Raw genomic sequence first — 26,655 nt, forward strand, 5'->3', positions numbered from 1 at the left:
ACCGCAATGCCCCCGTTGGAATTGCCGCACTGGCTTATGATCGCCGGCACCGTACTGGTGATGGCCGGGCTGATAGGTCTTGGCTTTAGCCGAAACAAGCAAGTCGAAAGCGAACCTGCCAGTCTCCCGGGAGACCCCACCTCGTGGAGGGACGAGGTATCCGAGCCACCTGACCTCGATGCACCGGAGTCAAAAAGGCGGCCTCGACGCTAAACGATTCCTCCCCATCGCGGGGCGCTACGGCTCGTGCATCGCTTCGTTGATCGAGCCCGTCCTTCAACGTCCTCAGCCGGTTTGATTAGGCCAAAATAGTCCATTCTCTGAGACTGGAGTAGTGCGTTAGAAATTGATTGCCGAGACACCGGGCCCCGGCTCGATATCCTGGCAGGACAAATGGATAAGCAGCGCCGACACGAAATTCAGAGCCTGGCTGACCGGCTAGATGCGATCGTTCAGGAAATGAATGATCTAGCCGATGAGGAGGAGTCTGCGTTTAGGTCGCGCCCCGCCGGCTCTCAGTTGAGCGTCTCTGGTCAGGACTCACAGGAGGCTTATGAGGCCCTTCGGCTGATAGCCGCTGCCATCGGCGGCGAGACACCAAGCCTTCGCGAAATCGGCGAGCCACGCCACAAATACCAACGTCGCTAGCGCACGATGCGCTCGCTTTGCGGTTGCGAGATCATCTGCGGCATTATTGAGATCAGAGTGCGGGGACGAACGACATGACGCAGAATATTTGTACAGACATGATCCGAAAGCTGATTGCCGTCTCAGTGATTCTAGGCAGTACCAGCGCCCAAGCGCAAAACTGCATGCAATATCCCCCCGGTCCTTTCCGCCGTCAGTGCGCCGAAGCAAACCATCCGCAGGTCGGTGCGAAGGTAGAACGGTGCAAAGAGGAGGGCCGAGGAATGGGTCTCAGTGGGGGTAAGGGTGATCCCGCCCTTAAGGAGTACGTGCAGGCGTGCATGCATCGTCGATAACTGCGAGCACGTGCCTACGACATTGCGTGATGCCGGCGAGTACATTGCCGTGCTGCCGCACGGCGGCGCCCTCGACTGGGACGGAGGCGAGCTCGCCGCAAGCGGGCGATGACCAAGGAACCGATATGGGCAATTTGTCGCACGCGCTGTCAAGTGACCTAATTAACATTCAGGCCGTTCTGTCATCCCGTAATCTGTTGCTGCGGGTCCTTGATGCGACACCTCCAGCCCTCCAGCCAGAGCCTCGCGCCATCCACCTGCACAGCCCCCGTCGAGCGCATCGGCGGGGGCTTCTCTACAAGGATTTAGGGATCACCTCGCTTGCCGAACTGGAGGCCGCTGCCAAGGAGCAAGACGGTCGAGGCGACGCATCTGCGTGTCGTTGACTGCGTTACAGCTCCGAGGGATCGTTACTTTTCACCTAGTCGTGTGTTGGATCCGCTCCCAGCGTGGGTCTAACCCGAGACCGGGTTGGCTCCCGCGGCGCTCGTGGTGCGAGAGGCCGTCTCGATCAGGTTTGATAGTCTGCTTAGGACCGATAAGCGGCGCCAAAGCGGACCTCCGCCAAGTACCGGGATGGGCAAGGAACGGAAGTCTTGGCTTTCCCTGCTCCATGTGCGGTCTGCCCCTGAGGCAAACGTCTGGGATCGAGGTGTCGTCTGGGATCAAGGTGTTATGTCGGCTGCGGGCCGAATGCTGAAGTCTCATTCGGTTTTTTGGTCAGCTGGGCGAGCGGCGGGGCGGGATATCGGTTCCAAGCGCCTTTAGATCGGAGATTGAGCAGACTTGCGCGTATTTTATCTGCTACGGGATGCCGCGCGTTCTTGAGTGCCGAAGACCAGCGCAATTCCGCCGAGTATCGCAAGCGAAGATATGGAGAGGCGAAGGGAGATTGCTTCTCCTAGCACCAAGGCGCCTGCCAATGCCGCAATGACTGGAACGCTCAGCTGCACCGAGGCGCCTTGCGCGGGCGTAAGCGCCGGGAGCACCGCGTACCAGACCGTATAGCCAAGCCCGGACGCAACTGCGCCGGATAGGATTGCACAGCCGAGCCCGATGACGGTGATGTGCGTGCCAAACGAAAGGGCGCACAGGAAAAGACAGATGGCGATTGGAAGGGAACGCAGGAAATTGGCACCCGTCGCGCTAATGGGATCTGCAACGCCACGGCCGAGCAAGGAGTAAGCGCCCCACGCAACGCCGGCAGTCAGCATGAGGCAGGCGCCCGTTACAGACGGTGCCGATGCACCGGGAGCTACGAGTGCCGCCAGTCCGGCGACCGCAATTGTCAGTCCGAACGACTGCAAGGGGGATAGACGTTCACCGCGAACGAGCCCATAGCCGACCATTGTAGTCTGAACCGCGCCAAACAAAAGGAGCGATCCCGTACCGGCTGGTAGGGAGACATATGCAAAGGAGAACGCGGCCGCATAAGCGAATAGCGCAACAGATGCTGGCCACGATCCTGCGGGCCGTTCAGGCTTCCTGCGAAGCGACAAGATGAGGCACAGTACGCACGCGCCTGACGCAAGCCGGACAAGGGTGAAGGTGGCAGGATCGATCGCGGCCTGAGATAGGGCTAACCTGCAAAGCACGGAATTTGCCGCAAACGCGGCCATCGCCAAACCGGTCAAGGCAATTGTCCCGATTGTGATGCGAGGCCGCTGCATTCGTCATTCACCTAAGCGAGACCGCAGGACTGATCGGCGCCCGTGTCATTGCAATCGTTGCATTGAGTCCCGCACGACCGACCCGTCACCCGGCTACGGCACGCTTCGCCGGGCGAGCCACGCTCCGGGACAACGGCATCGTGTAGGTTATCGCGGTTCCGACCACGCAATCTTCTCCGCGTGCGTTGCGGACGACGGTCTCCAATTTGCAGATCGGCTTGTCGTCCCGGACGTGCTCGACTTTGATGCTTGCGGTAATCGTCTCTCCGACCCGTACGGCCTTGACGAAACGCCAGTTTGTTTCGAGAAATACCGTGCCCGGCCCCGGGAGATCTTCGGCAACGACGGCGTTCATGAGACCGGTCGTGACCCCGCCCTGTACGATAAGCCCGCCAAAGGGTGACGCAGTCGCCAGTTCCACGTCGTAATGGATAGGGTTCTTGTCACCCGTCATCTCGGTGAACATTTCGACATCGCGCATCGTGGTCGTGCGGCTCCTTTCAGCACGGCGACCTGGCACGGGTCGGCCGGCCAGCGTTCGGGTCCAGGGTGACTCGGTCGACATTTCTCGTGCTCCTATGCTGCGAGGGACGGTTGTTGAGACAAGTTCGCGATGTGATTAGCTTCCGCTTTCATTGCCGCGCTCAGATCGGCATGAAGCTGCTTGACTTCGTCGAAGTCCCACGAGAACGAGGCAATCGCATCGGTGGCGCGAATAAGCGGCAAGGACAGTTCGTCGCGCTCACGCTGGTAGCTCTCAAGGCCACGGATGCCGCCGTCCATGATCCCTCGCGACAGCAATTGCGCATCGCGCAGGGCGTCCGTGATTCCGTGCGCGGTCAGGGGGTCCTTAAAATAGCCGGCATCGCCGACCAGGGCCCACCCTGCACCATGACATTGTCGAAGGTAGCTCGTTGCGCCCGCAAAGCTCCGCAGGCGGCCAACCAGCGTGGCTCTGCCGACGTCGGCGCGCAGCTCGGGAAAGCTCGCTGCCAGCACCTGGAGGAAACCGCGCATCACATCGCCGCGAAACGTCGCGACAAATTGAGAAGCCGGAACCGCCGCGAAGACGCAGTGAGCAGCGTTCGTTGGAATCACTCCTGCCGCGGCATTCCTTGCGAAATGCCAATGCACGCCGTCGCTGTTCAGGTCTGCAAAGTAGCCAAAAACGATGCCACAGGCATTGAAGCCTTCGACCAGTGTTTCTGAATTGACGAGCTGCGCAACGGTCGACTGGCGGCCGTCCGCACCGATGACGATATCCGAGCGGACGGTCATGCACGCACCGCTGCCATCTCTCAGTGAGGCGCCAATAACCCGGCCGTTCGATGCAAATTGCAACTCGGAAAGAGCGGTGCCATGGCGAACCGCCGCGCCGGCTTCGCGGGCCGCATCGGCGAGCAACGGATCGAGCACGGTGCGTCGCGGCGCCAACAGAAAATCGACGCCGTGATCCGGCTTGATATCCACTCGAACGATCTCGTCGCCATAGTGAAACGTGGTCGATCGAATCGCAGGCGTTCCCGCCGCTGCAAACTTCGGAATCAATCCCCATCGCTCGAGCTGCATAACCGCGGACCGCATCAGGGCGTGCGTCGACATCGTATCGGCGCCATAGGGCTGCCGATCGACCATCAGGACCTTGGCACCCGACCGGGCCAGCAGGAGGCCGGTGGCCGCGCCCGCGCAGCGTGCGCCGATAACTACTGCGTCATAATGTGAGTCGAGACCGTGGAGACCGTTCATGACAATTGCTCTCAGGCAGCAGCGCGATTGAGGTTCCGGCTCAGATGGGCGGCGAGATCCGCAGCATCGGCGCCCGCTCCGTCGATGAAAGACGATTTGCGCCGGCGCATGAATGGCAGGCCCATGACGTACATTCCCGGTGCAGAAACAATCCCGCCGTCGTGACGGATGCGTCCCTTGCGGTCGAGCACGGGGACGTCCAGCCAGGAGTAGTCGGGGCGATAGCCCGTCGCCCAGATCACCGTACCGATACCGGAACGGATTAAGTCCAGGCAGAGACTGGTTTCCGACCCGACATCCGTCGGCTCAAAACGATGAGGCGGGGCAAACAGCTGCGCCGGTCCGCTCGTGTTCACCCAATCATCGATGCTGGTGAGAAGACGGTTCATTTTCAGATCGGCCAGCGCGCAATGATTGGCGAGCGATCCCGAAAACTGCGCCTTGCCGTCACAAAGTCCGACAAGGCGACCCACGAGCTCGACGCCCGCCTTGCGCAGGCTATTGAGATCGACCGTGACGCGTTCAGGCGTTCCGATGAGCTGAAGCGACGGCAGTCGCCGCGCCCTTTCGATATCTTCCACCATGGTGTCGTACCGAACATCCATGGCGCCGATGGCGTCCATCCACCACTGGATATCCCGTCCGCGATAGGTCCGCGGCAGCCGGACGTGCTCTCCGACGCAAAGTACGACTCTGCGGCCGGCCGCTCGGATCTCCCGGGCGAGCTGAATGCCGCTTGCTGAGGCACCGACGATCATCACGCCGCCATTGGGCAGGAGAGCGGGATTGGTGTATTGCAGCGGGGTGAGGCTGGTCACGGCGGCAGGCAAACCCGCAGCGAGCGACGGGATCGAGGCAAGGTTGCAGGCGCCGGTTGCGATCACGAGCTTGCGGCAGCGCCATGGACCGAGGTTGGTTTCGATCTCGTAACCTACCTCCTGCTGCCTTACCCGGGTGACGCGCGCTCCCGGCACAATTGGAGCACACGAAAGCCTGGCGTATCCCTGCAGGAAACTGACGACCTCCGACATCGTCATGAATCCGTCGGGATCATCACCGCGGTAGGCGTATCCTGGCAGTCGAGTTTGCCAGTTGGGCGTCAGAAGGCGAAGCGAGTTCCACCGCTCCGTCAGCCATGAGTTGGCTACTTCGCCGCGCTCAAGGACCACATGGTCGATCGAACGCGCGCTCAGATGCCAGCTCATGGCCAATCCGGATTGGCCGGCGCCGATAATGATGGCGGTCGCGAATTCCAAAGCACTCGCTCCTTTTTCTCCAACCGTCGTCCTCAGTTAACGGTCACGAAGACGTTCGTCGGATTGGTTACGATGTCGAATACGGCCGACCGCTTCTGCGATTGAGCTACCAACGCCTTGATGTCGTCTTCGCTCGCATCGGCGCGAATATCAAAGTGGACGCGGATGGCGCCGAAGCCATTGCGCACCTCGTCGTCGATGCCCAGGATTCCCTGAATATCCATGTCGGCCTCGAGCGACGCCCTGACCGAATGGAGCTGTATGCCGCGGCGCTGGGCAATCGCAGCAACACCCGCCGTGAGACAGCTCGCGAGCCCGGAAAGGACAAGCTCGACAGGAGTCGGAGCACTGTCTTCGGCGGCAAAGACCTGCGGGTGATCTGCCTCGACGGTGAACGTCTTGTCGCGGGACTGCTCGGCTCCGAGCCCAAAGAAACCGCCAATAGCAGAGCGGCTGTGCGTGCCATTCACCCATTCGCAGCTCGCTCGCCACTTGAACTGAGCCGCCTCAGGCGCTTGCTCAAGTGCCACACGGGCACCCAACAACGCCTCGACGTTGACGCCGTTATTGATTTTCGCGCTTGCACTCGTCGTCGTCATCTTGTTCTCCTCTGGTGACAAACCCGAAGTAAGATTCGTAAATCTTCCTCTCACTCGGCTCTTGCGGGCTTCGCGCTCGCCAAATATCAGATCGATTTACGCGCCTTTGCCGACGCATGCTTGAAGCCGGCATCCGGAATTTCTTTAGATGCCGTGGATTTTTTGCTGAGGCAGGCAAGGAGCAGCGGGGCGATCACGCAGCGCTCTCAATCGCGTGAAGATACGGGGTGAGAACAACTCGCTTCCAAGCAGCTGCGCTGCTTGCGATTTCGATCGATAGTTCGACTTCGAAACCCCGCGGCTCCTTCAAAAGGGGCCGCCTTCCTGGGACCCCGCCGTCTGCAACGCCCCTGACAATTGGTGTCACCTTCGGGTCAGTGCCGACCTCCGCGATTCCTCGTCTGCTACGGGTCAAAGCCCAGATCGGCTGGAGTCTGCGCTAGGTCCGCTGAGGGACGTCATCGGACTTAAGCCAAGGCTCGTGATGCAGGCGGGACAGAGCAACACTCGACGTGGCTACGCGAGAGTGCGTCCTAAGCTCGGGGCTGCGAAATACCCGCATTACCTAGACCGCGAATGAAGCGATCGATAAGGTCCGGATCGTTGCAATAAAACAGTTGCTGACGAGCAGTTTCAGTAGTGTAGCCGGGCTTACGCCGAAGCAGCTCAGCAGCAACAGCTTCCGCTTGTGTCTTATCACCGAGAATGCCTAGTGAAGCGGCCAGTGGGGCGAACGCTTGATATGTGGCATTGCTTAGCCGAGTTGCCCGCCGTGCGAACTCGACTGCTATATCGTACTCGCCTAGGGAAAAGTGAGTCCAAGCGCGAACGTGATGGAAACTCCAAAGATGGCTGTCCCGTGGACTGAGCACAGTCGCGCGGTCGAGCAAGGTCTCAGCATCGGTCTCTCGGCCATGCCACAGCAAATTAAAGCCTTGTGCAAAATAGGCCTGGGCAAAACTCGGGTTTAGCTCCAAGGAAAGATCGAGAGCCGCCAGTGCTTCGTCATTGTGACGAGTTAGGCACAGGACCCGACCAAGGACGCATTGGCAAAAGCAATCAAGGTCGTCGAGGGCTACTGCCGTTTGCGCCTGCCGCAAAGCGGTTTCAAGTCGCGCTAAGCGGTCTTTTGGTTCGTCTAGAAAGGCACGTTGTATATTTACGTAGCTGAGAGCGCCATGCCCGCGAGCAAAGTATGGATCTTCCGCGATGGCACGCTTGAAATACGTTTCAGCAGAATCAAATCCCGGAGTGGTAAAGCGCCACAAATTCCATAGACCACGCTGGTAGCAGTCCCATGCGTCGAGGCTTTCGGGAGGCTTGCGAGCAGCGAGCTGCTGCTCGACCTTGGATAACTCGGGTTCGATCGTTGCAGCAATCTGCCTCGCCATCTCGTCTTGAATATCAAAAATGTACTCAAGCTGCAGATCATACTTGTCCGACCACACTTGCTGCCCGTCCGCTGCCCGGACTAACTCCGCCGTTATCCTCACCGTGTCGCGATTTTTTCGTACGCTGCCGAGGAGCACATACCTTACGCTCAGCTGTTCGCCTATCTCCCGCGCGTCGACCATCCGCCCTTGGAAGCCGATGGTTGAGTGTCGCGAAATGACCGACAGCCACCTGTTCCGAGCGAGGAGACGAATGATATCTTCCGTTAGACCGTAGCTAAAGTAATCGTTGTCGGGGTCATCAGACATGTTCCCGAACGGCATTACGGCGATCGATAAGCGCGCAATAGCCTCGGCCCTGACTGTTTCCGAGACGATATTGTCGAGGTTGGACACCTCGGTCGCGACGGAAACAGTGGTGGATTTGCTTTCCGAACCGACGCTTCGCTCGCTAGGACGCTGAGCGTCTTCACCATCCGCTTCCGACGCTGAGACTATTTGAACGTGTCCGACGAAACGGAAGCCACGCTTGTGTTGTGTACGAATGAGCGACTGGTCGTTGCCGTTATCACCAAGCGCCCGCCTGGCTGCGTTAACTCGGCTGCTGAGCGCTGCTTCGGAAATGATTCGACCGTGCCAAATGGTTTCAATCAACTCATCCTTACTTACAATCCGATCATGATTACGCACCAGATGAACAATAAGGTCGAAGACCTGAGGTTCGATATGAATGAACTCGCCACGCCTGCGCAACTCCTGCTGGCTGAGGTCGATCTCGAACTCGGCGAACTGGTACTTCAATACTGCCTCCGGCTCTGGCGATGACGCGATCCCAATGGATCGCTCTTTGGCGCAACAGATTGCTGGAAAGCCCATTGGAGGAAACCAAGCAATTCGAGCGTCGCAGAAGAAGACTTTGCCGGCAACAACGTTGTTGCCGCCCTCGAGCCAAGCGGGAAACCCTGCCTTACCAAGGTGGCGTCCGCTAAGAGCCAAAACCAGACCTAGGTGATTGGCGTCAAATAACGTAGTGCATTTACAGCTTGGTTCAAAGCTGCGCATCATCGGGTTTGAGAAAGCGCGCGCTCCAAGACGCCTGATTCGTGGACGGGGGTAACGTCATGCCGGAGCAATCCGATCCCTATGTGTTGGGTGGGACGCAAACCGAGCAGGAGCGGCTGGTCGCACAGGCCGCAGAATTTGAGCCTCAATCGCGCTGGCTTCTCGACCAGATGGACATCCGACCGGGTTGGCGCGCCTTGGATGTTGGCTGCGGCCCAATCGGCATTGTGAATCTCTTATCCGAACGGGTGGGCGCGGAAGGATCAGTCGTTGGGCTGGAGCGCGAGCAGCGGTTCGTCGCGATGGCGCGCTCCGAAATCGCCCGACGCGGCTTGCAGAATGTGGAGGTCGTGCAAGCCGACGCTATGAACACCGGTTTGCAGAGGTCCTCTTTCGATTTCGTGCACGAGCGCCTTGTGACGATTAACGTTCCTGCACGCGAGGCGGTTGGCGCAGGGCTTCCAAAAATCCCCGTGCCAGATTTTAAATTGGCTGCGCGGTCGTGGTCGCGTTCTCTCGCGATGCGGCTGCCGCATTACGCATAACGCCGGACACAGTGCTGTAGGCCACCAGCCAGGCGGACTTCGCCGCGGGTGTCCAAGCCTCTTTCAACCCTTGTTCCAGTGTCCATAGCAAGGCTGAACCAACCGTCTCGTAATGCCGATCCTCTACGCCATACCGAACATGGTTCCGCCCGAGGATCTCTAGCGTTGGTATCAAGGACGGCAAGTCATCGACACTATTGATCACGGCGTTCAATGCTTGGACCAGCTTTCGGCGCTGCTCTTTCATATCTGCATTCTTGAACAATCGCTGCAGCGATGGATCGAGCGTAAACAGTCTCTCATAGAACAGGCCAGCTGCGACATCGCTGATCGGAATGATCTTTGTCCAGGTCGTCTTGAGAAGTTCTTTGGTTTCAGGAGACATGAAGACACCTTCCTATCTGATCAAACAATCTGGTCGGAACGCTGCAAGTATGTGCTGGGCTAACACGCCAAGGTTCGACAACGACACAATGATTTGTTGAGATCAGTGCGTTCGCTTATTGAGAACGACCCCCAGAGGAGCAGCGGGTCGCAGTTCAGCCGGCGTCATTTGCGTCGATTTGGCACGCGGCGCCAGCCAAGGCATGCAGGCCGTCCTTCCTAGCTGCGGCTCGCTATTCGCACGACATTGAAGATAGCCGAGTCCAAACGTATGCCGTCTCGATTGCTGCGGACGTGGACGCCAATTGCATGTTTCCGCTTTTCACGGGGCGTTTCGGGTGTCACCATGCTCCTGAACGACGGGAGGGCCGCCATGCGCTGCTGTGTCTCGGTCGGAGCGTTGTTTCTTGCGGGGGCGATAATCGGCGGTGACGTGGCTGGCATTGTCGGGCCGAGCCCGAAACCTCGATTCGCCGATACCAAGCAAAATGTGCCATCGGTCAATGTCGAGCTCGTTATCGCCGTCGACATCTCCTATTCGATGGATATGGACGAACTTGCCATTCAGCGTGAGGGCTATGCGCGAGCCATCGTTTCGAATGAGTTTCTTCAGGCGCTGGGGGCCATTCCGGGCAGCAAGGTGGCCGTAACCTATTTCGAGTGGTCGATGTCGGGCGACGAGAAGATCATCATCCCTTGGCGCGTGATCGATGGCCCAGAATCGGCGGCTGCGGTGGCCGCCGAGATCATGGAAACGCCGGTTCGCCGAGGTTCGAGTACCTCGATTTCCGGAGCGATTAATTTCGCACTGCAGTTGTTCGAAGAAAATCCGTTTCGCGGGTCGCGGCGCGTCATCGATATTTCCGGCGATGGGCCGAACAACGATGGAGCCCCTGTAACCGACGCGCGTGACGCTGCCCTGGAGAAAGGCATTATCATCAACGGCCTGCCGATCATGGTGAAGCAGCCATCCCTTTCGACGATCGATATCGAGAATCTCGATCTCTACTACGAGGACTGCGTGATCGGAGGGCCGGGCGCCTTCATCATGACGATCAAAGATCGCGAAAACTTCCAGGAGGCAATCCGGATCAAGCTTGTTCTCGAAGTCGCGGGCCTCACGCCGGAGAGCGGGATCGTGCCAGCCACCGCGAAAGAGCCCCGGGTGCCCTGTTTGATCGGCGAAAGAAAATCGCAGGAGCGCGGGCGGCGGTGAGTGTCCAGGCGATCGCAGAGGCGCCGGACGAACAAACTGCAGGCAACAATTATAATGGTCGCAGCCAGCGCTCACGAGTCCTGAACGACGTCTTAGCAATGCCTCTTGTTGAAGCGTGAAGGTACTGGTTGAAGGACAAATCCCATGACGACGATCGCGTGGTTTGATGATCTTGCCGTCGGAATGCAGTTCAAGTCGGGTGAAGCCCAGATCACCGCTCCGGAAATCAAACGGTTCGCGGCCGAATTTGACCCGCAGCCGATGCATCTGGATGAAGAAGCCGCCGGCAGGACCTTCTTCAAAGGCCTTGCGGCATCCGGATGGCATACGGCCTCGATTGCGATGAGGTTGCTGGTCGAAACTCGCCCTTTCGGTGATCATCCGATCATCGGGATTGGAGGCGGGGTGCGCTGGCTGGCCCCGGTGCGTCCTGGCGATGTCCTACGTCTGGAAGGCGAGGTCGAAAGCCTCACGCCATCGAAGAGCAAGCCGCATGGCACGGTGAACATGAAATGGACGATGTACAACCAGGATGGCCAGGCCGTTTATTCGTTCACTCCGATGACAATCGTTCCGCGCCGTCCAGATGTTTGAGTCGTTACTGGCCTGCCCGGCGCCGCTTCCTTGGGCTCCTTGCCGGCCTTGTAGAATTCTTCCGCAATCCACGGACGTCGACCATAGGCGTGACGAGCCATCTTCAAGACCGTGTCCGATGTAGGGGACACAGGTCACGCCACCGCGACGAAATACGGCCGGATTTATTGAAATCACTGGAGAATTTTGAGTATTGGGAGCTGCCCAATCGATGGTAGCGGGGGAGGGACTCGAACCCCCGACCCCAGGATTATGATTCCCGTGCTCTAACCAGCTGAGCTACCCCGCCACAGGGCTCGCGGGGCCGAAACGGCCGGTCTCGCGAACGCGCGGCATATAAGGAAGGGGGCGGCGGGCTGTCAAGCAAAGTGGGCACCTCGCGGCACCCTTTCCCGCATCAGACTCGCGGAGAGCCCCTCACCCGAAATCCGCGCTGCCGCGGATTTCGACCCCGCGCGCGGGAGAGGTGAAAAAGCTATTTCGGCCTCACATTGGGGTCGCCGCCAGGGCTGCCGGGGGGCGGGATGATCGGCGTCTTGCCGACATCCGGTGCAGGCGCACGCATTTCGGGGTCGACGCCTGTGGGCGGGCAGAGGACGCCGTCGGATTGCGCCAGCTTGTCACCGAGCGGTTCCCGCGCCTGGCCGGTGGTCTGGCCGTCGGGCTTCACGGTGCCGCGGGGCTGATCGCTCTGGGTCGGCGTGCAATCGCTGGCGCGTTGCGGAGGCGGCGGGGCGGTCGCCTGCGGCGGCGTCGCCGGGCTGGGCGGAGCCTGCGCGATTGCGCTCCCTGAGGCGGCGATCAGGAGGCTTGCAAGAATGAATTTTGATGTCGTGCGCATGTGATGCAAACGCACGGCGACATGCGCGTGTTCCAGTTAGCTGCGTTCACGATTTGCGGTAGCGGATCAGCGAAAAATGGCCCATCGGCGGCATCGGGCGCCGTTCGGCAAGCGTGATGCCGCCATGGCGCTTCTGCCAGGTGACGAGGCGGTCCCAAGGAAACTCGGGGCGCCAGCCAAGCCTTCGGGCAAGTGGCGCAAAGGCGAGCTCGAACAGTTTTCGCGGTCCGCTCTCGGCGCCGATGTGGTTGACGAGAATCAGTTCGCCGCCGGGTTTCAGCACACGCACGAACTCATCGAGCGTGCCTTCGGGATCTGGCACCGCGGTGATGACATATTGCGCGACCACCGCGTCAAAGAAGGAATTGGGGAATGCGAGATTCTTCGCATCCATCACGCTGAGCACCTCGACATTGCCGAGCTTTTCCGCGCGCACTCGTGCTTGCGCCTTGCGCAGCATCGGCTCGGAAATATCGACGCCGCAGATTTTCGTCGAGCGCGAATAATCCGACAGCGACAGGCCGGTGCCGACGCCGACGTCGAGGATCCGGCCGCCGATCTTGTCGGCCTCCGCGATGGTCGACTGGCGCCCTGCGTCGAACACCTTGCCGAAGACGAGATCGTAGACCGGCGCCCAGCGGCCATAGGCCTTCTCGACCCCGGCGCGCGAGATATCTGCTGCCATGCCCCCTGCCCCGTAAAGATTTTTAGCCGCGGACCGCTTCCGCGAGCGGCCGCGCCGCATCGCTTGCAACCTTCGCGGCTGCGCTCTGGATAAAACCGCCGCCGAGCACGCGCGCCTGTCCTGATGGCGCATCGTAAAATACGCAGGCCTGTCCCGGCGAGACGCCCTCTTCGCCTGCGACCAGCTCGACCTCGTAGTGGCCGTTGCCACCGCGCAGCCAAGCCGGCTGCGGCGCGCGGGTCGAGCGCACGCGCACGAACATTTCGAGGCCGCCTCCGATGGCACGATCAATATCACCGTCGCCGATCCAGTTGACGTCGCGCAGCACGATGCGGTGCATCTTCAAGGCCTCGCGCGGGCCGACCACGACGCGGCGCGTCACAGCTTCGAGCCGCACCACGTAGAGCGGCGAACCGGAGGCAATGCCTAAGCCCCGGCGCTGGCCGACAGTGAAATTGGCGATGCCGTGATGCTGGCCGATGACGCGGCCATCGAGATCGACGATGTCGCCGGGCTCCATCGCATTGGGGCGCAACCGCGTGATGATGTCAGTGTAGCGCCCGGTCGGTACGAAGCAGATGTCCTGGCTGTCATGCTTGTCGGCAACGCTGAGACCGAAGCGGCGGGCGAGCTCGCGCGTCTCGGTCTTGGTCATGTCGCCGAGCGGGAAGCGTAAGTAGTCGAGCTGCTCGCGCGTGGTCGCGAACAGGAAATAACTCTGGTCGCGCTCGCCATCTGCCGCGCAGACAAGCGCGCGCGAACCGTCGGCGAGGCCGCGGGAGGCGACATAGTGACCGGTGGCAAGCGCCACGGCACCGAGCTCGCGCGCGGTCTTCAGGAGATCGCGGAACTTGACGGAGCGGTTGCATTCGATGCACGGCACCGGCGTTTCGCCGAGCGCGTAGCTATCGGCGAAATTGTCGATGACGGACTCGCGAAAGCGATCCTCGTAATCGAGCACGTAATGGGGAATGCCTAGCTTGGCGGCGACGTCGCGCGCGTCGTGGATGTCCTGGCCTGCACAGCAGGCGCCCTTGCGATGGGTCGCCGCGCCGTGATCGTAGAGCTGGAGCGTGATGCCAACAACGTCGTAGCCTTCGGCCTTTAGCAGCGCAGCCGTCGTCGAGGAGTCCACGCCGCCCGACATGGCGACGACGACCCTGGTGTCCTGCGGACGGCCTTCGAGATCCAGACTGTTGCGCATGGTTCCGGCTGTTGAATGCGACCTGCTGCGGACGTGTTCCGCTGGCCCCGCGTTGTTCGGCCGGGAAAGGGGCGGTCTCAGGGAACGGAAAGAGTTCCACGAGTCGGCTTGCCCGGTCGAAAGCGGCTGAGAGCTACCCTTTAATATAGGCCGTATTCCCTTGAAGCAATCGCAGGGGAGGCTTTCGCCTGGCGCTTAGGGCAATTCTTGCCGGGAGGCAGAAATGGGATGGGTTTCCGAGGCCTTCCCGGCGCCACGCATCACGAAACAAGTATTTGATTGTATTGTAAAAATGGCTACGAGCCGGACTGGCCCGCTCTTTGCAGACCACTTGTCCCGAGTTCATTTCAAGGGGCGTGTCCGTGGTCAACGTGACGTCAGATGTTGCCGCAAGCGTGTCGGTCCAGACGGCACCGCCAAAGCCTGCCCGCTCGCAGGGATCGACGGCGAACGACCAGTTCGGCGCGCTCGTCGACAGCAACGCCACGGCTGCCAGCAGCACGCCGACCTCGGACCCCGCATCGCGCCGCACCGACAGTGCATCCTCGTCATCCTCCGACAGGAGCACGCGCGACACTTCCTCGACCGATCCGTCGTCGGACAGCAAATCGACTAATACGACCGACAGTTCGACATCTGCAACGACCGACACGCCGGCCGATCCCACGAAGGCAACCGACAAGACCAAAGGCAAGTCGGACGCCTCAGGTACGAAATCGACCGAAAAATCCGACGACAGCAAGGGCGACAAGACCGAGGACGCTGACGGTCTCTCCGCCGCCGTTCAGGCCGATCCCACGCAGGCAGCCACCGCGCCGACTGCAACGGCCGATCCGAACGCAGTCGTCGTGGCCCCCGTCGTGCCGGTCGATCCCAACCCGGCCGCCACCCAGGCGGCCAGCACTTCAAACTCGCCGCTGACGATCGCAGCCGCCGGCATCGCCGCGAGCGCCTCGACCGCGGCGCAGATCGCTGCGCCGGCCATCAAGACCGACGCAACCGGCAGCAAGACAGCCGCGACCACCGGTGCCGGCACCGCCGCAAAAGCCGCGCTGACCGACGCGACCGCCACCGCGACGGCCGATGCTTCGCCAACCGATCCGCAAACCCAGGGCGCTCTGACTGCCGTCGCCCAGGCGACGCCCAAGACCTCATTCAAGGCGGCCGCCACGACGCAGCAGAACACCGACGTTTCCGATCTCGGGCAGGACGCGAGCAAGACGAGCACGACCGGCACGACGCCCAACCAGGCGGTGACGGCCACGAACGCGGCCGCGCATCCGCAGGCCGGTAAGCCGCAGGTCGAGGGCAACACGACCGAGGCCAAGGCCGACGTATCAGACAAGAGCGCTGCGGCCGCAGCCGCCACGACATCGACGCACGACCACACGGCCAGCACTCAGTCGCTGACCAGCACGACGGACACCAGCGCCCAGGCCGCGGCCGCAGTGCAGGCTCCGCAGACCACGACGACCTCGGTCGCCGGCGCATCGACGGCGACCCTGACCGCGACTGCGGCCACCGCGACCGCGGTGCCAATCAGCGGCCTGCCGGTCACCATCGCCGCGGCCGCGCGCAGCGGCAAGACCCAGTTCGATGTCAGCCTCGATCCCGTCGAACTCGGCCGCATCGACGTGCGCATCAACGTCGACCGCAACGGCCAGGTCACCTCGCATCTCACCGTAGAGAAGCCGGAGACGCTGTCGATGCTGCGGCAGGACGCACCGCAATTGCAGCGCGCGCTCGACGATGCCGGCCTCAAGACCGGCAGCAATGGCCTGTCATTCAGCCTGCGCGACCAGAACTCTTCCGGGCAGAACTCGAGCAACAACAACGACAATGGCAGCAATGCCCGCCGGCTGATCATCAGTGACGAGGACACGGTTACAGCCGCGCCCGTGGGACGCGGCTATGGCCGTATGCTCGGATCGAGCAGCGGCGTCGACATCAGAGTGTGAGGAGTATTCGACATGACCACCACGAATGCCGCCACCGCCCCTTCCGTCGTCTCTGGCACGACGCAGACATCGTCATCGTCCTCCTCGTCGAGCTCGAGCCTGAGCTCGACCACGGGAACGACGCTCGCCGGCAACTTCCAGACCTTTTTGACGCTGCTGACGACGCAGCTGCAGAACCAGAACCCGCTCGATCCGCTCGACACCAACCAGTTCACCCAGCAACTGGTGCAGTTCGCCGGCGTCGAACAGCAGCTCAAGACCAACGATTCGCTGTCCCAGCTCGTCACCCTGCAACAGACCACGCAGGCAACGCAGGCGCTGGACTTCGTCGGCAAGACCGCCGTGGTCGACGGCACCACAGCGACCATGACGAACTCGTCGGCGACCTGGCACCTCAACGTGCCGTCCAGCGCCACGGTCGATATTTCGATCGCCAATTCCAGCGGCCAAACCGTGTTCACCGGCAAATATACGGCCGGCGCCGGCGCCGACATTCCCTTCACCTGGAACGGCCAAGGCAATGACGGCACGCAGTGGCCGGACGGCAAGTACACGATCTCGGCGACCGGCCAGGACGCTTCGGGCAACACTGTCGGCGTCGCCGCGCAGGTGCAGGGCACGGTGAATTCCGTCGACCTGACCCAGTCGCCGCCGCTGCTCTCGATCGACGGCAACAGCTACACGCTGAGCCAGGTGAAGAGCATCGTCGCGACCAGCACGAGCAACTAAGGCGGCGCTTCGCCTGACGCGCCGTGTTTGCGCGCTTCGTTCGTTAGTAAAGTATTTACGAAGACCCTCGCCCGGCCGGCTGAAACCGTGTTTTCAGCCCGCCGGGCCGATCGTGTTCCAGCCATTTTCAACGAGAATTGTATTGAAGCCTTAGGCTTAGCCAATTTTTAAGCCGACCGGCGTAGGGTTACGGCGTGAGTTCAGTGGTTGAGAGTTTGTGAGTACGCCATGACAGAACCCCATCGCCCGAGGGTGAAATACGTCATCGGGCCGGACGGCAGCCCTTTGACGATCGCGGACCTGCCTGCACCGGGGACCAAACGCTGGGTCATCCGACGCAAGGCCGAAGTCGTTGCCGCGGTCCGAGGAGGCCTCCTTTCCCTCGAGGAAGCCTGCAGCCGTTACACCCTGACGGTAGACGAATTCCTCTCCTGGCAGTTTTCCATTGACCAGCATGGTCTGGCCGGACTGCGCACCACGCGCATCCAGCAGTATCGCCAGTAAGCGATCTGGAAATTCGCCAAGTTTGACGCAAATCGGCCTCGCTCTGCGAGGCCGATTTTTTTCATGTCGCCACTTTTGTCCCATCTCTTAATCTTCGTTAACCATATCGAAACCATCACCTAGGCAATAATTGCCCAGTCGGCTTGCCGGTTGCAGGCCGAATCTGGCGGGGCGATTGCTTGCAAGGTCTGTTGGACTTCCTGAAAGGTATCGGCGCCGCCCGGTTCGGGGCCATGATCGCGGTCACCTTCGCGCTCATCGGCTTCTTTGCCTTCGTCATCATGCGCGTGACCACGCCGCAGATGACGACGCTGTTCACCGATCTCAGCGTCGAGGATTCCTCCAGCATTATCAAGGATCTGGAACGCCAGGGCATCCAGTTCGAGCTGCGTAATGAAGGCAGCATCATCGTGGTGCCCAAGGACAAGGTCACGCGGCTGCGCATGAAGCTTGCAGAAGGCGGCCTGCCCAAGGGTGGCGGCGTCGGCTACGAGGTGTTCGACAAGTCGGACGCGCTCGGCACCACCAGCTTCGTCCAGAACATCAATCATCTGCGCGCGCTGGAGGGTGAGCTCGCCCGCACCATCCGCGCCATCGACCGCATCCAGGCCGCCCGCGTCCACCTCGTCCTGCCGGAGCGCCCGCTGTTCTCGCGCGAGGCGCCGGAGCCGTCAGCCTCGATCGTGGTGCGGGTCCGTGGCTCGCTGGAAGCGCAGCAGATCCGCGCCATCCGCCATCTCGTCGCCTCCGCCGTCAACGGGCTGAAGCCGCAGCGCGTCTCGATCGTCGACGAATCCGGTCAGCTGCTCGCCGATGGTGCGGCGACCGACCCCGACCAGGCGCTCGGCGACGAGCGCCGCACCACGTTCGAGAAGCGGATGCGCAAGCAGGTCGAGGACATCGTCTCCTCGGTGGTCGGCTCGGGCCGTGCCCGGGTGCAGCTCTCCGCCGATTTCGACTTCAACAAGATCACCCAGACCTCCGACAAGTTCGATCCCGAAGGCCGCGTGTTGCGCTCAAGCCAGACCCGGGAAGAGAGCAGTCTCACGGCCGACAATAACGGCCAGGTCACCGTCAACAACGAGCTGCCTGGCAATTCATCGGGCGGCACGGCGGTCGCGGCCCGTGATCAGAGCAAGAAGACCGAAGAAACCAATAACTACGAGATCTCCCGCACCACCAAGACCGAGGTGACTGAGGCCGGCCGCGTCAACCGCATCTCGGTCGCGGTGCTGGTCGACGGCATCTACTCCAAGAACGAGAAGGGCGATCTGGTCTATCAGGACCGCACCAAAGAGCAGCTCGACCGCATCGCCACGCTGGTGCGCTCGGCGATCGGCTTCGACCAGAAGCGCGGCGACCAGGTCGAGGTCGTCAACCTGCGCTTTGCGGATGCGCCGTCGACCGCCCCGATCGCCGAGCCATCGGGCTTCCTCGGCATGCTGCAGTTCACCAAGGACGACGTGATGTACTTCGTCGAGCTCGGCGTGATGATGCTGCTCGGCCTCGTCGTGATGTTCATGGTGATCCGGCCGCTGGTGAAGCGGATCCTCGCCTCCGACGAGGTCGCAGCCTTGACCAGCGCGCTGAGCGCCCCTGCGCTGACCGACGAATCCACTTCCGCCTCGGGCGGCGGCCACGCGCTGGTCCCGAGCGGCAATGCCACGGCGAGCGCGATCGACGTCGCCACCATCCAGGGCCAGGTCCACGCCCAGTCCGTTCATCGCGTCGGCGAGCTCGCCGAGCGCAACCCCAATGAAACCGTCGCCATCATCCGCCAATGGCTGAGCGAACCCGCGAAATGATGAAGTGAACTGACATGGCCCCTTCCCTGCAAAACGCCAACTCGCAAGACATCACCAGCGTCATCTCGACGCTCGGCCAGCGTGCCGGCAACAGGTCCAAGGACGGCAAGTCCGAGCCGTTGGCGGGACCGAAGCGCGCCGCAATCCTGATGCTGGCACTGGGCGAGCAGTATGGCGGCAAGATCTGGTCGCTGCTCGACGACGAAGAGGTGCGCCAGCTCTCGCTGGAGATGTCCACCCTCGGCACGGTCGAGGTCGACACGGTCGAGGACATGCTGCTCGAATTCGTCTCGCGCATGTCGGCATCCGGCGCGCTGATGGGCAATTTCGACGCCACCGAGCGACTGCTGCAGCAATACCTGGCGCCCGAGCGCGTCAACGGCATCATGGACGAGATCCGCGGCCCGGCGGGGCGCAACATGTGGGAGAAGCTCTCCAACGTGCAGGAAGAGGTGCTCGCCAATTACCTGAAGAACGAATACCCGCAGACCATCGCGGTGGTGTTGTCCAAGCTCAAGCCGGAGCACGCCGCACGCGTCCTCGGCATCCTGCCCGAAGAGCTGGCGCTCGATGTCGTCAACCGCATGCTGAAGATGGAGGCGGTGCAGAAGGAGGTCATCGAGAGCGTGGAGAAGACGCTTCGCGTCGAATTCATGTCGAACCTGTCACAGACGCGCCGCCGCGATGCCCACGAGGTGATGGCGGAAATCTTCAACAATTTCGACCGCCAGACCGAAACCCGCTTCATCACCTCGCTGGAAGAGGAGAACCGGGAGTCGGCCGAGCGCATCAAGGCCCTGATGTTCACCTTCGACGACCTCGTCAAGCTGGACTCCGGCTCCGCCCAGACGTTGATGCGCAACGTCGACAAGGACAAGCTCGCCGTCGCGCTGAAGAGCGCCAACGAGGACGTCCGCAACTTCTTCTTCGGTAACATGTCCTCACGCGCCGCCAAGATGCTCCAGGACGACATGGCAGCGATGGGACCGGTCCGCCTGCGCGATGTCGACGAGGCGCAGGCGCTGCTGGTCAACCTCGCCAAGGACCTCGCCGCCAAGGGGGAGATCATGCTGACCAAGAACCGCGCTGACGACGAGTTGGTGTACTGATGGCGGCACCCGCGAAATTCCTGTTCGACAACGACTTCTCCGCGCCCGACCGGACGCGCGAGAAGGCTGCGAGCGCAGCCGAGATCGCGCAGAAGATCGCCGCCGCCGAGGCGCGCGCCTACCAGGCAGGATTCGACGCCGGACAGCGCGAGGCCAAGGCCGAGAGCGACCGCCGCGTCGCGCTCGCCATGGAGGAGATCAACATCTCGGTCAGGGGCATCGCCTCGGGCATCGGCACTATCGAGGCCAGGATGGAGACCGAGGCGGTCGACGTCGCGGTCGCGGTGGCGCGCAAGCTGTGCGCCGACCTGATCGCCGCCGAGCCGCTCGGCGAGATCGTCGCGCTGGTCAAGGACTGCTTCTCACACCTGGTCGCAACGCCGCACCTGGTCGTTCGCATCAACGACGCGCTCTACGAGAGCGCGCGCGAGCGGATCGAGCGGCTCGCCAAGCAGAGCGGCTTCGAGGGCCGGCTGGTGATCCTGGCCGAGCCGGAGATTGCGACCGGCGACTGCCGGATCGAATGGGCCGATGGCGGCGTCGTGCTCGAGCGCGGCGCCATTCTTGGCAAGATCGACGAACTCGTCGGACGCTATATCGCGTCCCGCAAGGGGAACTAGGCCATGAGCAACACCGACGGGCAGGTCCCGCTTCCTGATCTCAACGGCCCGATGGCGCAGACCGGCACCGATGTCGGCTACAACGAGGACGAATACGCCGCCCGCGTTGCCGCCGACCTCGAGGCCGTGTTCGACGTGCCGGTGCAGGTTTCGGCGGTGCTCGGCCGTTCGAAGATGGATGTCGCCGACCTGTTGAAGCTCGGCCCCGGCACCGTGCTCGAACTCGACCGGCGCGTCGGCGAGGCCATCGACATCTACGTCAACAACCGCCTCGTCGCCCGCGGCGAGGTGGTGCTGGTCGAGGACAAGCTCGGCGTGACCATGACGGAAATCATCAAGACCGAACGCAGCTAATGGTTTGAACATGATCTTTCCCGGAAAACCGCTGCGCACTTTTTCCGGATCATGCTGTAGCGCAACGCAGGGAATAGGGCGCGCCAGCGCGAACAGACGGACAGGAGACTGACATGCGGCTTCTCATCGTTGGCACACTGAAGGGCCAGCTCACCACTGCCACCAAGATCGCGATGGAGAACGGCGCCACCGTGACCCACGCCGAGGACCACGAGCAGGCGATGCGTGTGCTGCGCGGCGGCAAGGGCGCCGACCTGCTGCTGGTCGACGTCGCCCTCGACATCCGCGATCTCGTGATGCGACTGGAAGCCGAGCACATCCATGCTCCCATCGTCGCCTGCGGTATCACCAACGACGCCCGCGCCGCGGTCGCTGCGATCCACGCCGGCGCCAAGGAATACATCCCGCTGCCGCCGGAGCCGGAGCTGATCGCCGCCGTGCTCGCCGCGGTCGCCAATGATTCCCGCGAGCTCATCTATCGCGACGACGCCATGGCGCGCGTGGTCAAGCTCGCCCAGCAGATCGCGGGCTCGGACGCCTCGGTGATGGTCACCGGCGAATCCGGCACCGGCAAGGAAGTTCTGGCGCGCTACGTCCATTCACGCTCGGCCCGTGCCAAACGCCCCTTCATCTCCATCAACTGCGCCGCGATCCCCGAGCATCTGCTGGAATCCGAGCTGTTCGGTCATGAGAAGGGCGCCTTCACCGGTGCGGTCGCCCGCCGTATCGGCAAGTTCGAGGAGGCGACCGGCGGCACGCTCCTGCTGGACGAAATCTCCGAGATGGACGTCCGCCTGCAGTCGAAACTGCTCCGCGCGATCCAGGAGCGCGTGATCGACCGCGTCGGCGGCACCAAGCCCGTCCCCGTCGACATCCGCATCATTGCGACCTCGAACCGCAACCTGGCCGAGGCCGTACGCGAAGGTACGTTCCGCGAGGATCTGTTGTTCCGCCTCAACGTCGTGAACCTGAAGATCCCGCCGCTGCGCGAGCGTCCTGCCGACATCCTCGAGCTCGCCCAGCATTTCGTGAAGAAGTATGCCGAGGCCAACGGCGTGCCGCTGCGCCCGATTTCGGCGGAAGCGCGCCGCGTGCTCTCGACCAACCGCTGGCAGGGCAACGTCCGCGAGCTCGAGAACACCATGCATCGCGCGGTGCTGATGGCGCAGGGCGACGAGATCGGCGCTGACGCCATCATCACGCCGGACGGAGACCGCCTCGACGTCGCCAGGACCGCGCCGGCAGTGGCACACGCCACGATGGCCGCCGAGCAGGTGACGCGGGCACTGGTCGGACGCACGGTCGCCGACGTCGAGCGCGACCTGATCCTGGAGACCCTGAAGCACTGCCTTGGCAATCGGACGCATGCCGCCAACATCCTGGGCATCTCGATCCGCACGCTGCGCAACAAGCTCAACGAATATGCCGACGGCGGCATCCCGATCCCGCCCGCCGGCACGCCGGGTGAATATCCCCGCATGCCGGCGATGGGGGCGTAGCCGCCTGCCCAAGTGCTGAGGTCACGAATGCCCGGGCCTAGTCCCGGGCATTTTCTTTGCGGGCGAACACGTTCGCCAAGGCCCCGCGCAAAATAGTCGAAAACAACCCCATGCAAAGTAGCCGGTGGCTCCACGGTCGCCATGCCGAACCTAGGATGCCGAAGCGGCGACTATACAAGCGCGACAAGCGACAGCCGCTACACCGACTATCAAATGCGAGGTTGTATGAAACACGAAAATCCCATTCTCTCCTTCGCCCGGGATTTCTCGGGGGACGATGCGGCGATCATGGCTCAAGTGGAGGCCTGGATCGCCGATCCGCCGGTAGGCCCGGAGACGGTCGGCTTTTATGGAGCGGAGGACTACGAGCCAACCACACGAAGCTTTCTGGCAACGGTCACCCTGCTCGACGGCCAGGGCAAGCTATGTTCGGCCGAGGACAAATACCTCAACGAGATATTCGGCCGCTGGCGTAACCAAGGAGTCATCGATCCCACTGCTCTTCCGCCCGCGGTCAAAGCCGTTTTCGGGCCGTGCATCACGCCGGAAGGAATTGAGAACCTTTCTGACGAGAACTCGGTTTCCGCATATCGCAAGACCGTGTGGTCTCTTTATGCTCAGGCGACCGAGGAGCTCGAACAACACATCGGCTCCCGCGGGCAGGTCCTGCTTTCCATCGATGCGACAGACGGCGATACGATGTTTTTCGCTCTGGTGACGCCGGAGGTCGCGCAGCGCTGGCGCGACAAGGCCCTCAGCGAGCAGGATGGCTATCGCGCTGGCGTGCGCTCGCCGATGTGGGACCGGTTCTGGGACCATATGGGCTATGCCTTGGGGCCCTATTGGGCAACGGAGGACCATGAGGGCTACCCGCCGGGAATACGCTTGCGCAACGAGACGATCCCCTTCGCCGAATGAACGTGATGGTGGAGACATCAACGGCGAAACGACCGGATTCGTTACGCGCACGTCGCTTCGATGAAGCCCGAGTCATCCTGCAATCTTGACGTATCGCTTGAAGGAAATCGTTCATGACCGGGCGAAATTGGTTGTGGGCTCTGCTCGTACTTGCCGCATTGAGGGCGTTGGCTTCGGTTTGGCAAGTCATTTGGGGCAGGTCTGCGCCAGCGACGAAGATAGCGGTTCTTGATGGGCAATCTCGGATCGTGCGCGAGATCACATCGGATCGCGAACTGGCAATGTTCGATGATCTCTGGTCGCGGCGTGCGGATGCTGGAGCCGGGGCTATCATGCGCCATTCCTACAAGCTTCAAATCGTCCGCAACGGACGCAGCACGAGCTGGCTCTATGATCCCGCCGGCCTGACGCAGGTTCTTGCAGTGCATAAGCGCTCCGTTTACCTGCTGCCGTCAGCAGACGAACTCAACACGTTGCTCGATATTGCCGCCCGATGAGCAACAAACGAGATGCTCGCCTCTCGGCCACGCTGACGCTCCTTCAGGGCGTCCGTACCGGGGCACGAGAAGGCGCCCGACGGGACACAAGGTGATCATGGCAAGGAAATGGCTGATCGCGACGACGGGGGGAGCCGTCGTCGCGGCGATCGGCTCTGCCGCCTATATCAGCGCTGACGTCACTTGCACGCACGCCCAGCCATGTCCGACGAAATCAAGCGCCGATGCGGTGAGCGCTGACGGCTCGGTCGTGTTGGGGACCGTTCGCTATCGCCCGTTTCGCTGGACCCGCGCTACCGGCGTGACCGGCTTCGACGAGCTGACGTCAGCCAATGCCGTGAATGGCGACGGCTCGGTGATCGTTGGCAGTGGGAACGTCGCGGGAGATCGTGAAGGCTATCAAGCCCTTCGCTGGGCCAGCAGGGGCGGCACGACCGATCTCGGCACGCTGGGGGGACCTTCGTCCAGCGCCTTTGGTGTCAGCACGGACGGTTCGGTCGTGGTCGGGTCCGCCCAGATCCCCGATACCTCCGACGACGGGTTCTACATCTTCCACGCATTCCGCTGGACCAGCAGCACCGGCATGGTCGATCTCGGCACGCTCGGAGGACACAAATCCAGCGCGCGCGGTGTGAGCGCCGACGGCGCGGTGGTGGTGGGGTCGAGCCACACTCCCGAGCAGGATGAACACGCCTTTCGCTGGACCAGCGATACCGGCATGATCGATCTGGGAACGCTCGGAGGCCCCACTTCCGGCGCCCACGACACAAGCGCAGACGGATCGGTGGTCGTTGGAAGTAGCATGACCTCGCGCTGGGACGGCAATCACGCCTTTCGCTGGACACCCTGCACAGGAATGGTCGATCTTGGCACGCTCGGCGGGAGGGAATCCAATGCGCTTGCGGTGAGCGCGGATGGCTCGGTGGTCGTGGGATATGCCGAGACCGCCGATGGGACAGCGCATGCCTTTCGCTGGACCGCCGAAGCCGGCATGCTCGACCTCGGCTCCCCCGAAGCGGAATCGTACGCCACCGGAATAACCGCTGGCGGTGCGACCATTGTGGGAAGAAGCGTGACTGACGATTCAGCGTTTCACGCATTTCGCTGGACCGCGCCCGATCACAGCCGACCTTCGGCACGCGTGGAGCGCCTTGTTCCTCCGTCGATGGAATAACTTCGCGCTATGGTTTGCGGGGCATGGCCGACTTGCAAGGCCGGGCCCCGTTCGGGGACTAGGTCGCGGATGCGATACGCCGTATAAGCGCCGCAGGACAAACTTGCGGGGCCGACATGGGCGAGACTCAAATCACGGATTGGCTGGCGTCGCAGAAGCAGGCGATGATCGACCTGTTGCGCGAGGTCGTGAACATCGATTCCGGATCCTACGACAAGGCCGGCGTGGACGCGGTCGGCGCGCGCTTCGAGCGGCATTTTACCGAGCATGGCATTTCGAGCTGGCGAGAGCCGAACGGCACCTATGGCGATGCGCTCCATGCGACCGTTGCCAAACCCGGCAGCAACGAAAAGCCGATCCTCCTGATGGGGCATCGCGACACGGTGTTCGGCAAAGGCGAGGCCGGACGACGCCCGTTTACCATCAAAGACGGCCGCGCCTATGGCCCGGGGGTCGCGGACATGAAGGCTGGCCTTGTCATGAACGTGTTCGTTGCGGCTGCCTTCCAGACGTTCGGCGGCGGCCCGCACCCGATCAAGGTGCTGATCACCTCGGACGAAGAGATCGCCTCGCCCTCGTCGCGGCCGGTGATCGAGCGCGAGGGACGATCCGCGCGCGCCGTCTACAATTCCGAGCCGGGACGACCGAACGGCAACGTGGTCACGAGCCGCAAGGGCGGCATCTTCATGCACCTTGCCGTCACCGGCAAGGCCGCACATTCCGGCGCGAATTTCGCGGCCGGCGTCAGCGCGATCGGCGAGCTTGCAAACAAGATCGTCCATATCCACGCGCTGACCGATCTGTCCAAGGGAATCACCCTGAACGTCGGGTTGATCTCGGGCGGACAGTCCGTGAATACGACGGCGCCTTATGCCGAGGGCCAGATCGATCTGCGCTATGTCGAGCCGAGAGATCGCGACGCCGTAATGGCCGCGATCGAGCAGATCGTCGCCACCTCTTACGTGCCGGGCACGAGCGCCACGCTGACGATCAAGGGCGAGTTCGTGCCGGCGGTTCCGAGCGAGGCGTCGAAGACGCTGTTCGAGAGTTACCAGGGCGCCGCACGCGACGTCGGGCTGACCACGCTCACCGGCGAGTTCTCCGGCGGCTGCGCCGATTCAGGCTTCACCGCCGCCGTCGGTACTCCGACGATTTGCGGCCTCGGCCCGGTCGGCGGACTTGCGCACACGGCCGAGGAATATCTCGAGCTCGACAGCATCGTCCCGCGCGCACAGGCGCTGGCGCTGGCGATCTTGCGGAGCTAGTAGCTCTCGTAGGGTGGGTTAGCCGAAGGCGTAACCCACCACTTCTC

The 26,655-nt window shown here is 62.1% G+C and carries 25 protein-coding genes and 1 tRNA gene; 15 read left to right on the plus strand and 11 right to left on the minus strand.

All coding sequences use genetic code 11. The features are described from left to right. Nucleotides 1-1,780: 1,780 nt before the first annotated feature. The 6 genes from SO156_RS10895 to SO156_RS10920 all read right to left on the minus strand — a co-directional run bounded on the left by SO156_RS10895 (nucleotide 1,781) and on the right by SO156_RS10920 (nucleotide 8,446). On the minus strand, nucleotides 1,781-2,653 hold the full coding sequence (locus tag SO156_RS10895) for a DMT family transporter (RefSeq protein ID WP_498534797.1): 873 nt from the start codon (nucleotides 2,651-2,653) through the stop codon (nucleotides 1,781-1,783). Between the two features lie 85 nt (nucleotides 2,654-2,738). Then, complete coding sequence (locus SO156_RS10900) at nucleotides 2,739-3,218, minus strand: MaoC family dehydratase (protein ID WP_498534798.1); 480 nt, start codon at nucleotides 3,216-3,218, stop codon at nucleotides 2,739-2,741. Nucleotides 3,219-3,229: 11 nt separating this feature from the next. Further along, entirely contained in the window at nucleotides 3,230-4,399 is a 1,170-nt protein-coding gene (locus tag SO156_RS10905; protein ID WP_498534799.1) for an FAD-dependent oxidoreductase, read from the minus strand. An 11-nt stretch (nucleotides 4,400-4,410) separates the two neighbouring features. Then, entirely contained in the window at nucleotides 4,411-5,655 is a 1,245-nt protein-coding gene (locus SO156_RS10910) for a flavin-containing monooxygenase (protein WP_498534800.1), read from the minus strand. 32 nt (nucleotides 5,656-5,687) lie between these two features. Beyond that, nucleotides 5,688-6,254: an OsmC family protein gene (locus SO156_RS10915; RefSeq protein WP_458150456.1), complete on the minus strand. Its 567-nt coding sequence runs from the start codon at nucleotides 6,252-6,254 to the stop codon at nucleotides 5,688-5,690. 533 nt (nucleotides 6,255-6,787) lie between these two features. Then, nucleotides 6,788-8,446, minus strand: coding sequence for a winged helix-turn-helix domain-containing tetratricopeptide repeat protein (locus tag SO156_RS10920; RefSeq protein WP_498534801.1), 1,659 nt, complete (start codon nucleotides 8,444-8,446; stop codon nucleotides 6,788-6,790). A 320-nt stretch (nucleotides 8,447-8,766) separates the two neighbouring features. Here SO156_RS10920 and SO156_RS10925 point away from each other — a divergent pair, with 320 nt between their 5' ends. After that, a complete protein-coding gene (locus tag SO156_RS10925; protein ID WP_498534802.1) occupies nucleotides 8,767-9,252 on the plus strand; it encodes a class I SAM-dependent methyltransferase in 486 nt (161 codons plus the stop codon). Here the strand turns inward: SO156_RS10925 and SO156_RS10930 are convergent. Further along, nucleotides 9,191-9,637 (minus strand): globin family protein, encoded by a 447-nt coding sequence (locus tag SO156_RS10930; RefSeq protein ID WP_498534803.1) that lies wholly within the window; start codon nucleotides 9,635-9,637, stop codon nucleotides 9,191-9,193. The genes SO156_RS10925 and SO156_RS10930 overlap by 62 nt on opposite strands. A 372-nt stretch (nucleotides 9,638-10,009) precedes the next feature. Here SO156_RS10930 and SO156_RS10935 point away from each other — a divergent pair, with 372 nt between their 5' ends. After that, on the plus strand, nucleotides 10,010-10,852 hold the full coding sequence (locus SO156_RS10935; RefSeq protein ID WP_498534875.1) for a DUF1194 domain-containing protein: 843 nt from the start codon (nucleotides 10,010-10,012) through the stop codon (nucleotides 10,850-10,852). A gap of 144 nt (nucleotides 10,853-10,996) precedes the next feature. Beyond that, the gene (locus tag SO156_RS10940) at nucleotides 10,997-11,446 is read left to right on the plus strand and encodes a MaoC family dehydratase (RefSeq protein ID WP_458150460.1); all 450 of its coding nucleotides are present in this window, start codon (nucleotides 10,997-10,999) and stop codon (nucleotides 11,444-11,446) included. Nucleotides 11,447-11,658: 212 nt separating this feature from the next. Here SO156_RS10940 and SO156_RS10945 read toward each other — a convergent pair. The 4 genes from SO156_RS10945 to mnmA form a co-directional block, all read right to left on the minus strand. Then, nucleotides 11,659-11,735: transfer RNA gene (locus tag SO156_RS10945), tRNA-Met, on the minus strand. A 186-nt stretch (nucleotides 11,736-11,921) separates the two neighbouring features. Continuing rightward, nucleotides 11,922-12,287 carry a hypothetical protein gene (locus SO156_RS10950; RefSeq protein ID WP_458150461.1) on the minus strand — a complete coding sequence of 122 codons (366 nt, stop codon included), beginning with the start codon at nucleotides 12,285-12,287 and terminating at the stop codon, nucleotides 11,922-11,924. Nucleotides 12,288-12,333: 46 nt separating this feature from the next. Then, a complete protein-coding gene (locus SO156_RS10955) occupies nucleotides 12,334-12,972 on the minus strand; it encodes a class I SAM-dependent methyltransferase (RefSeq protein WP_458150462.1) in 639 nt (212 codons plus the stop codon). 22 nt (nucleotides 12,973-12,994) lie between these two features. Beyond that, a complete protein-coding gene (mnmA, locus tag SO156_RS10960) occupies nucleotides 12,995-14,176 on the minus strand; it encodes a tRNA 2-thiouridine(34) synthase MnmA (RefSeq protein ID WP_458150463.1) in 1,182 nt (393 codons plus the stop codon). 362 nt (nucleotides 14,177-14,538) lie between these two features. Between mnmA and SO156_RS10965 the strand changes: the two genes are divergently transcribed. The 12 genes from SO156_RS10965 (at nucleotide 14,539) to SO156_RS11020 (ending at nucleotide 26,608) form a co-directional block, all read left to right on the plus strand. After that, the gene (locus SO156_RS10965; protein WP_498534804.1) at nucleotides 14,539-16,134 is read left to right on the plus strand and encodes a flagellar hook-length control protein FliK; all 1,596 of its coding nucleotides are present in this window, start codon (nucleotides 14,539-14,541) and stop codon (nucleotides 16,132-16,134) included. 12 nt (nucleotides 16,135-16,146) lie between these two features. Continuing rightward, on the plus strand, nucleotides 16,147-16,863 hold the full coding sequence (locus SO156_RS10970) for a flagellar hook assembly protein FlgD (RefSeq protein WP_458150465.1): 717 nt from the start codon (nucleotides 16,147-16,149) through the stop codon (nucleotides 16,861-16,863). A 228-nt stretch (nucleotides 16,864-17,091) separates the two neighbouring features. Continuing rightward, nucleotides 17,092-17,367, plus strand: coding sequence for a CtrA inhibitor SciP (gene sciP, locus SO156_RS10975; RefSeq protein ID WP_002714638.1), 276 nt, complete (start codon nucleotides 17,092-17,094; stop codon nucleotides 17,365-17,367). Nucleotides 17,368-17,546: 179 nt separating this feature from the next. Continuing rightward, the gene (fliF, locus tag SO156_RS10980; RefSeq protein WP_498534805.1) at nucleotides 17,547-19,172 is read left to right on the plus strand and encodes a flagellar basal-body MS-ring/collar protein FliF; all 1,626 of its coding nucleotides are present in this window, start codon (nucleotides 17,547-17,549) and stop codon (nucleotides 19,170-19,172) included. A 14-nt stretch (nucleotides 19,173-19,186) separates the two neighbouring features. Then, nucleotides 19,187-20,281, plus strand: a complete 1,095-nt coding sequence (gene fliG, locus SO156_RS10985; protein ID WP_458150468.1) for a flagellar motor switch protein FliG — start codon at nucleotides 19,187-19,189, stop codon at nucleotides 20,279-20,281. After that, nucleotides 20,281-20,901 (plus strand): FliH/SctL family protein, encoded by a 621-nt coding sequence (locus SO156_RS10990; RefSeq protein ID WP_458150469.1) that lies wholly within the window; start codon nucleotides 20,281-20,283, stop codon nucleotides 20,899-20,901. The genes fliG and SO156_RS10990 overlap by 1 nt, the downstream gene beginning before the upstream one ends. A gap of 3 nt (nucleotides 20,902-20,904) precedes the next feature. Continuing rightward, a complete protein-coding gene (gene fliN / locus SO156_RS10995; RefSeq protein WP_458150470.1) occupies nucleotides 20,905-21,255 on the plus strand; it encodes a flagellar motor switch protein FliN in 351 nt (116 codons plus the stop codon). A 113-nt stretch (nucleotides 21,256-21,368) separates the two neighbouring features. Beyond that, the gene (gene flbD / locus SO156_RS11000; RefSeq protein ID WP_458150471.1) at nucleotides 21,369-22,754 is read left to right on the plus strand and encodes a sigma-54-dependent transcriptional regulator FlbD; all 1,386 of its coding nucleotides are present in this window, start codon (nucleotides 21,369-21,371) and stop codon (nucleotides 22,752-22,754) included. Between the two features lie 225 nt (nucleotides 22,755-22,979). Further along, nucleotides 22,980-23,672: a hypothetical protein gene (locus SO156_RS11005; protein ID WP_498534806.1), complete on the plus strand. Its 693-nt coding sequence runs from the start codon at nucleotides 22,980-22,982 to the stop codon at nucleotides 23,670-23,672. Between the two features lie 113 nt (nucleotides 23,673-23,785). Next, on the plus strand, nucleotides 23,786-24,169 hold the full coding sequence (locus SO156_RS11010; protein WP_498534807.1) for a hypothetical protein: 384 nt from the start codon (nucleotides 23,786-23,788) through the stop codon (nucleotides 24,167-24,169). A gap of 97 nt (nucleotides 24,170-24,266) precedes the next feature. Beyond that, the gene (locus SO156_RS11015; protein WP_498534808.1) at nucleotides 24,267-25,343 is read left to right on the plus strand and encodes a hypothetical protein; all 1,077 of its coding nucleotides are present in this window, start codon (nucleotides 24,267-24,269) and stop codon (nucleotides 25,341-25,343) included. A gap of 116 nt (nucleotides 25,344-25,459) precedes the next feature. Further along, on the plus strand, nucleotides 25,460-26,608 hold the full coding sequence (locus tag SO156_RS11020) for a M20 family metallopeptidase (RefSeq protein ID WP_498534809.1): 1,149 nt from the start codon (nucleotides 25,460-25,462) through the stop codon (nucleotides 26,606-26,608). The last annotated feature ends 47 nt before the right edge of the window (nucleotides 26,609-26,655 follow it).

It is taken from the genome of Bradyrhizobium sp. UFLA05-125 (assembly GCF_059803515.1).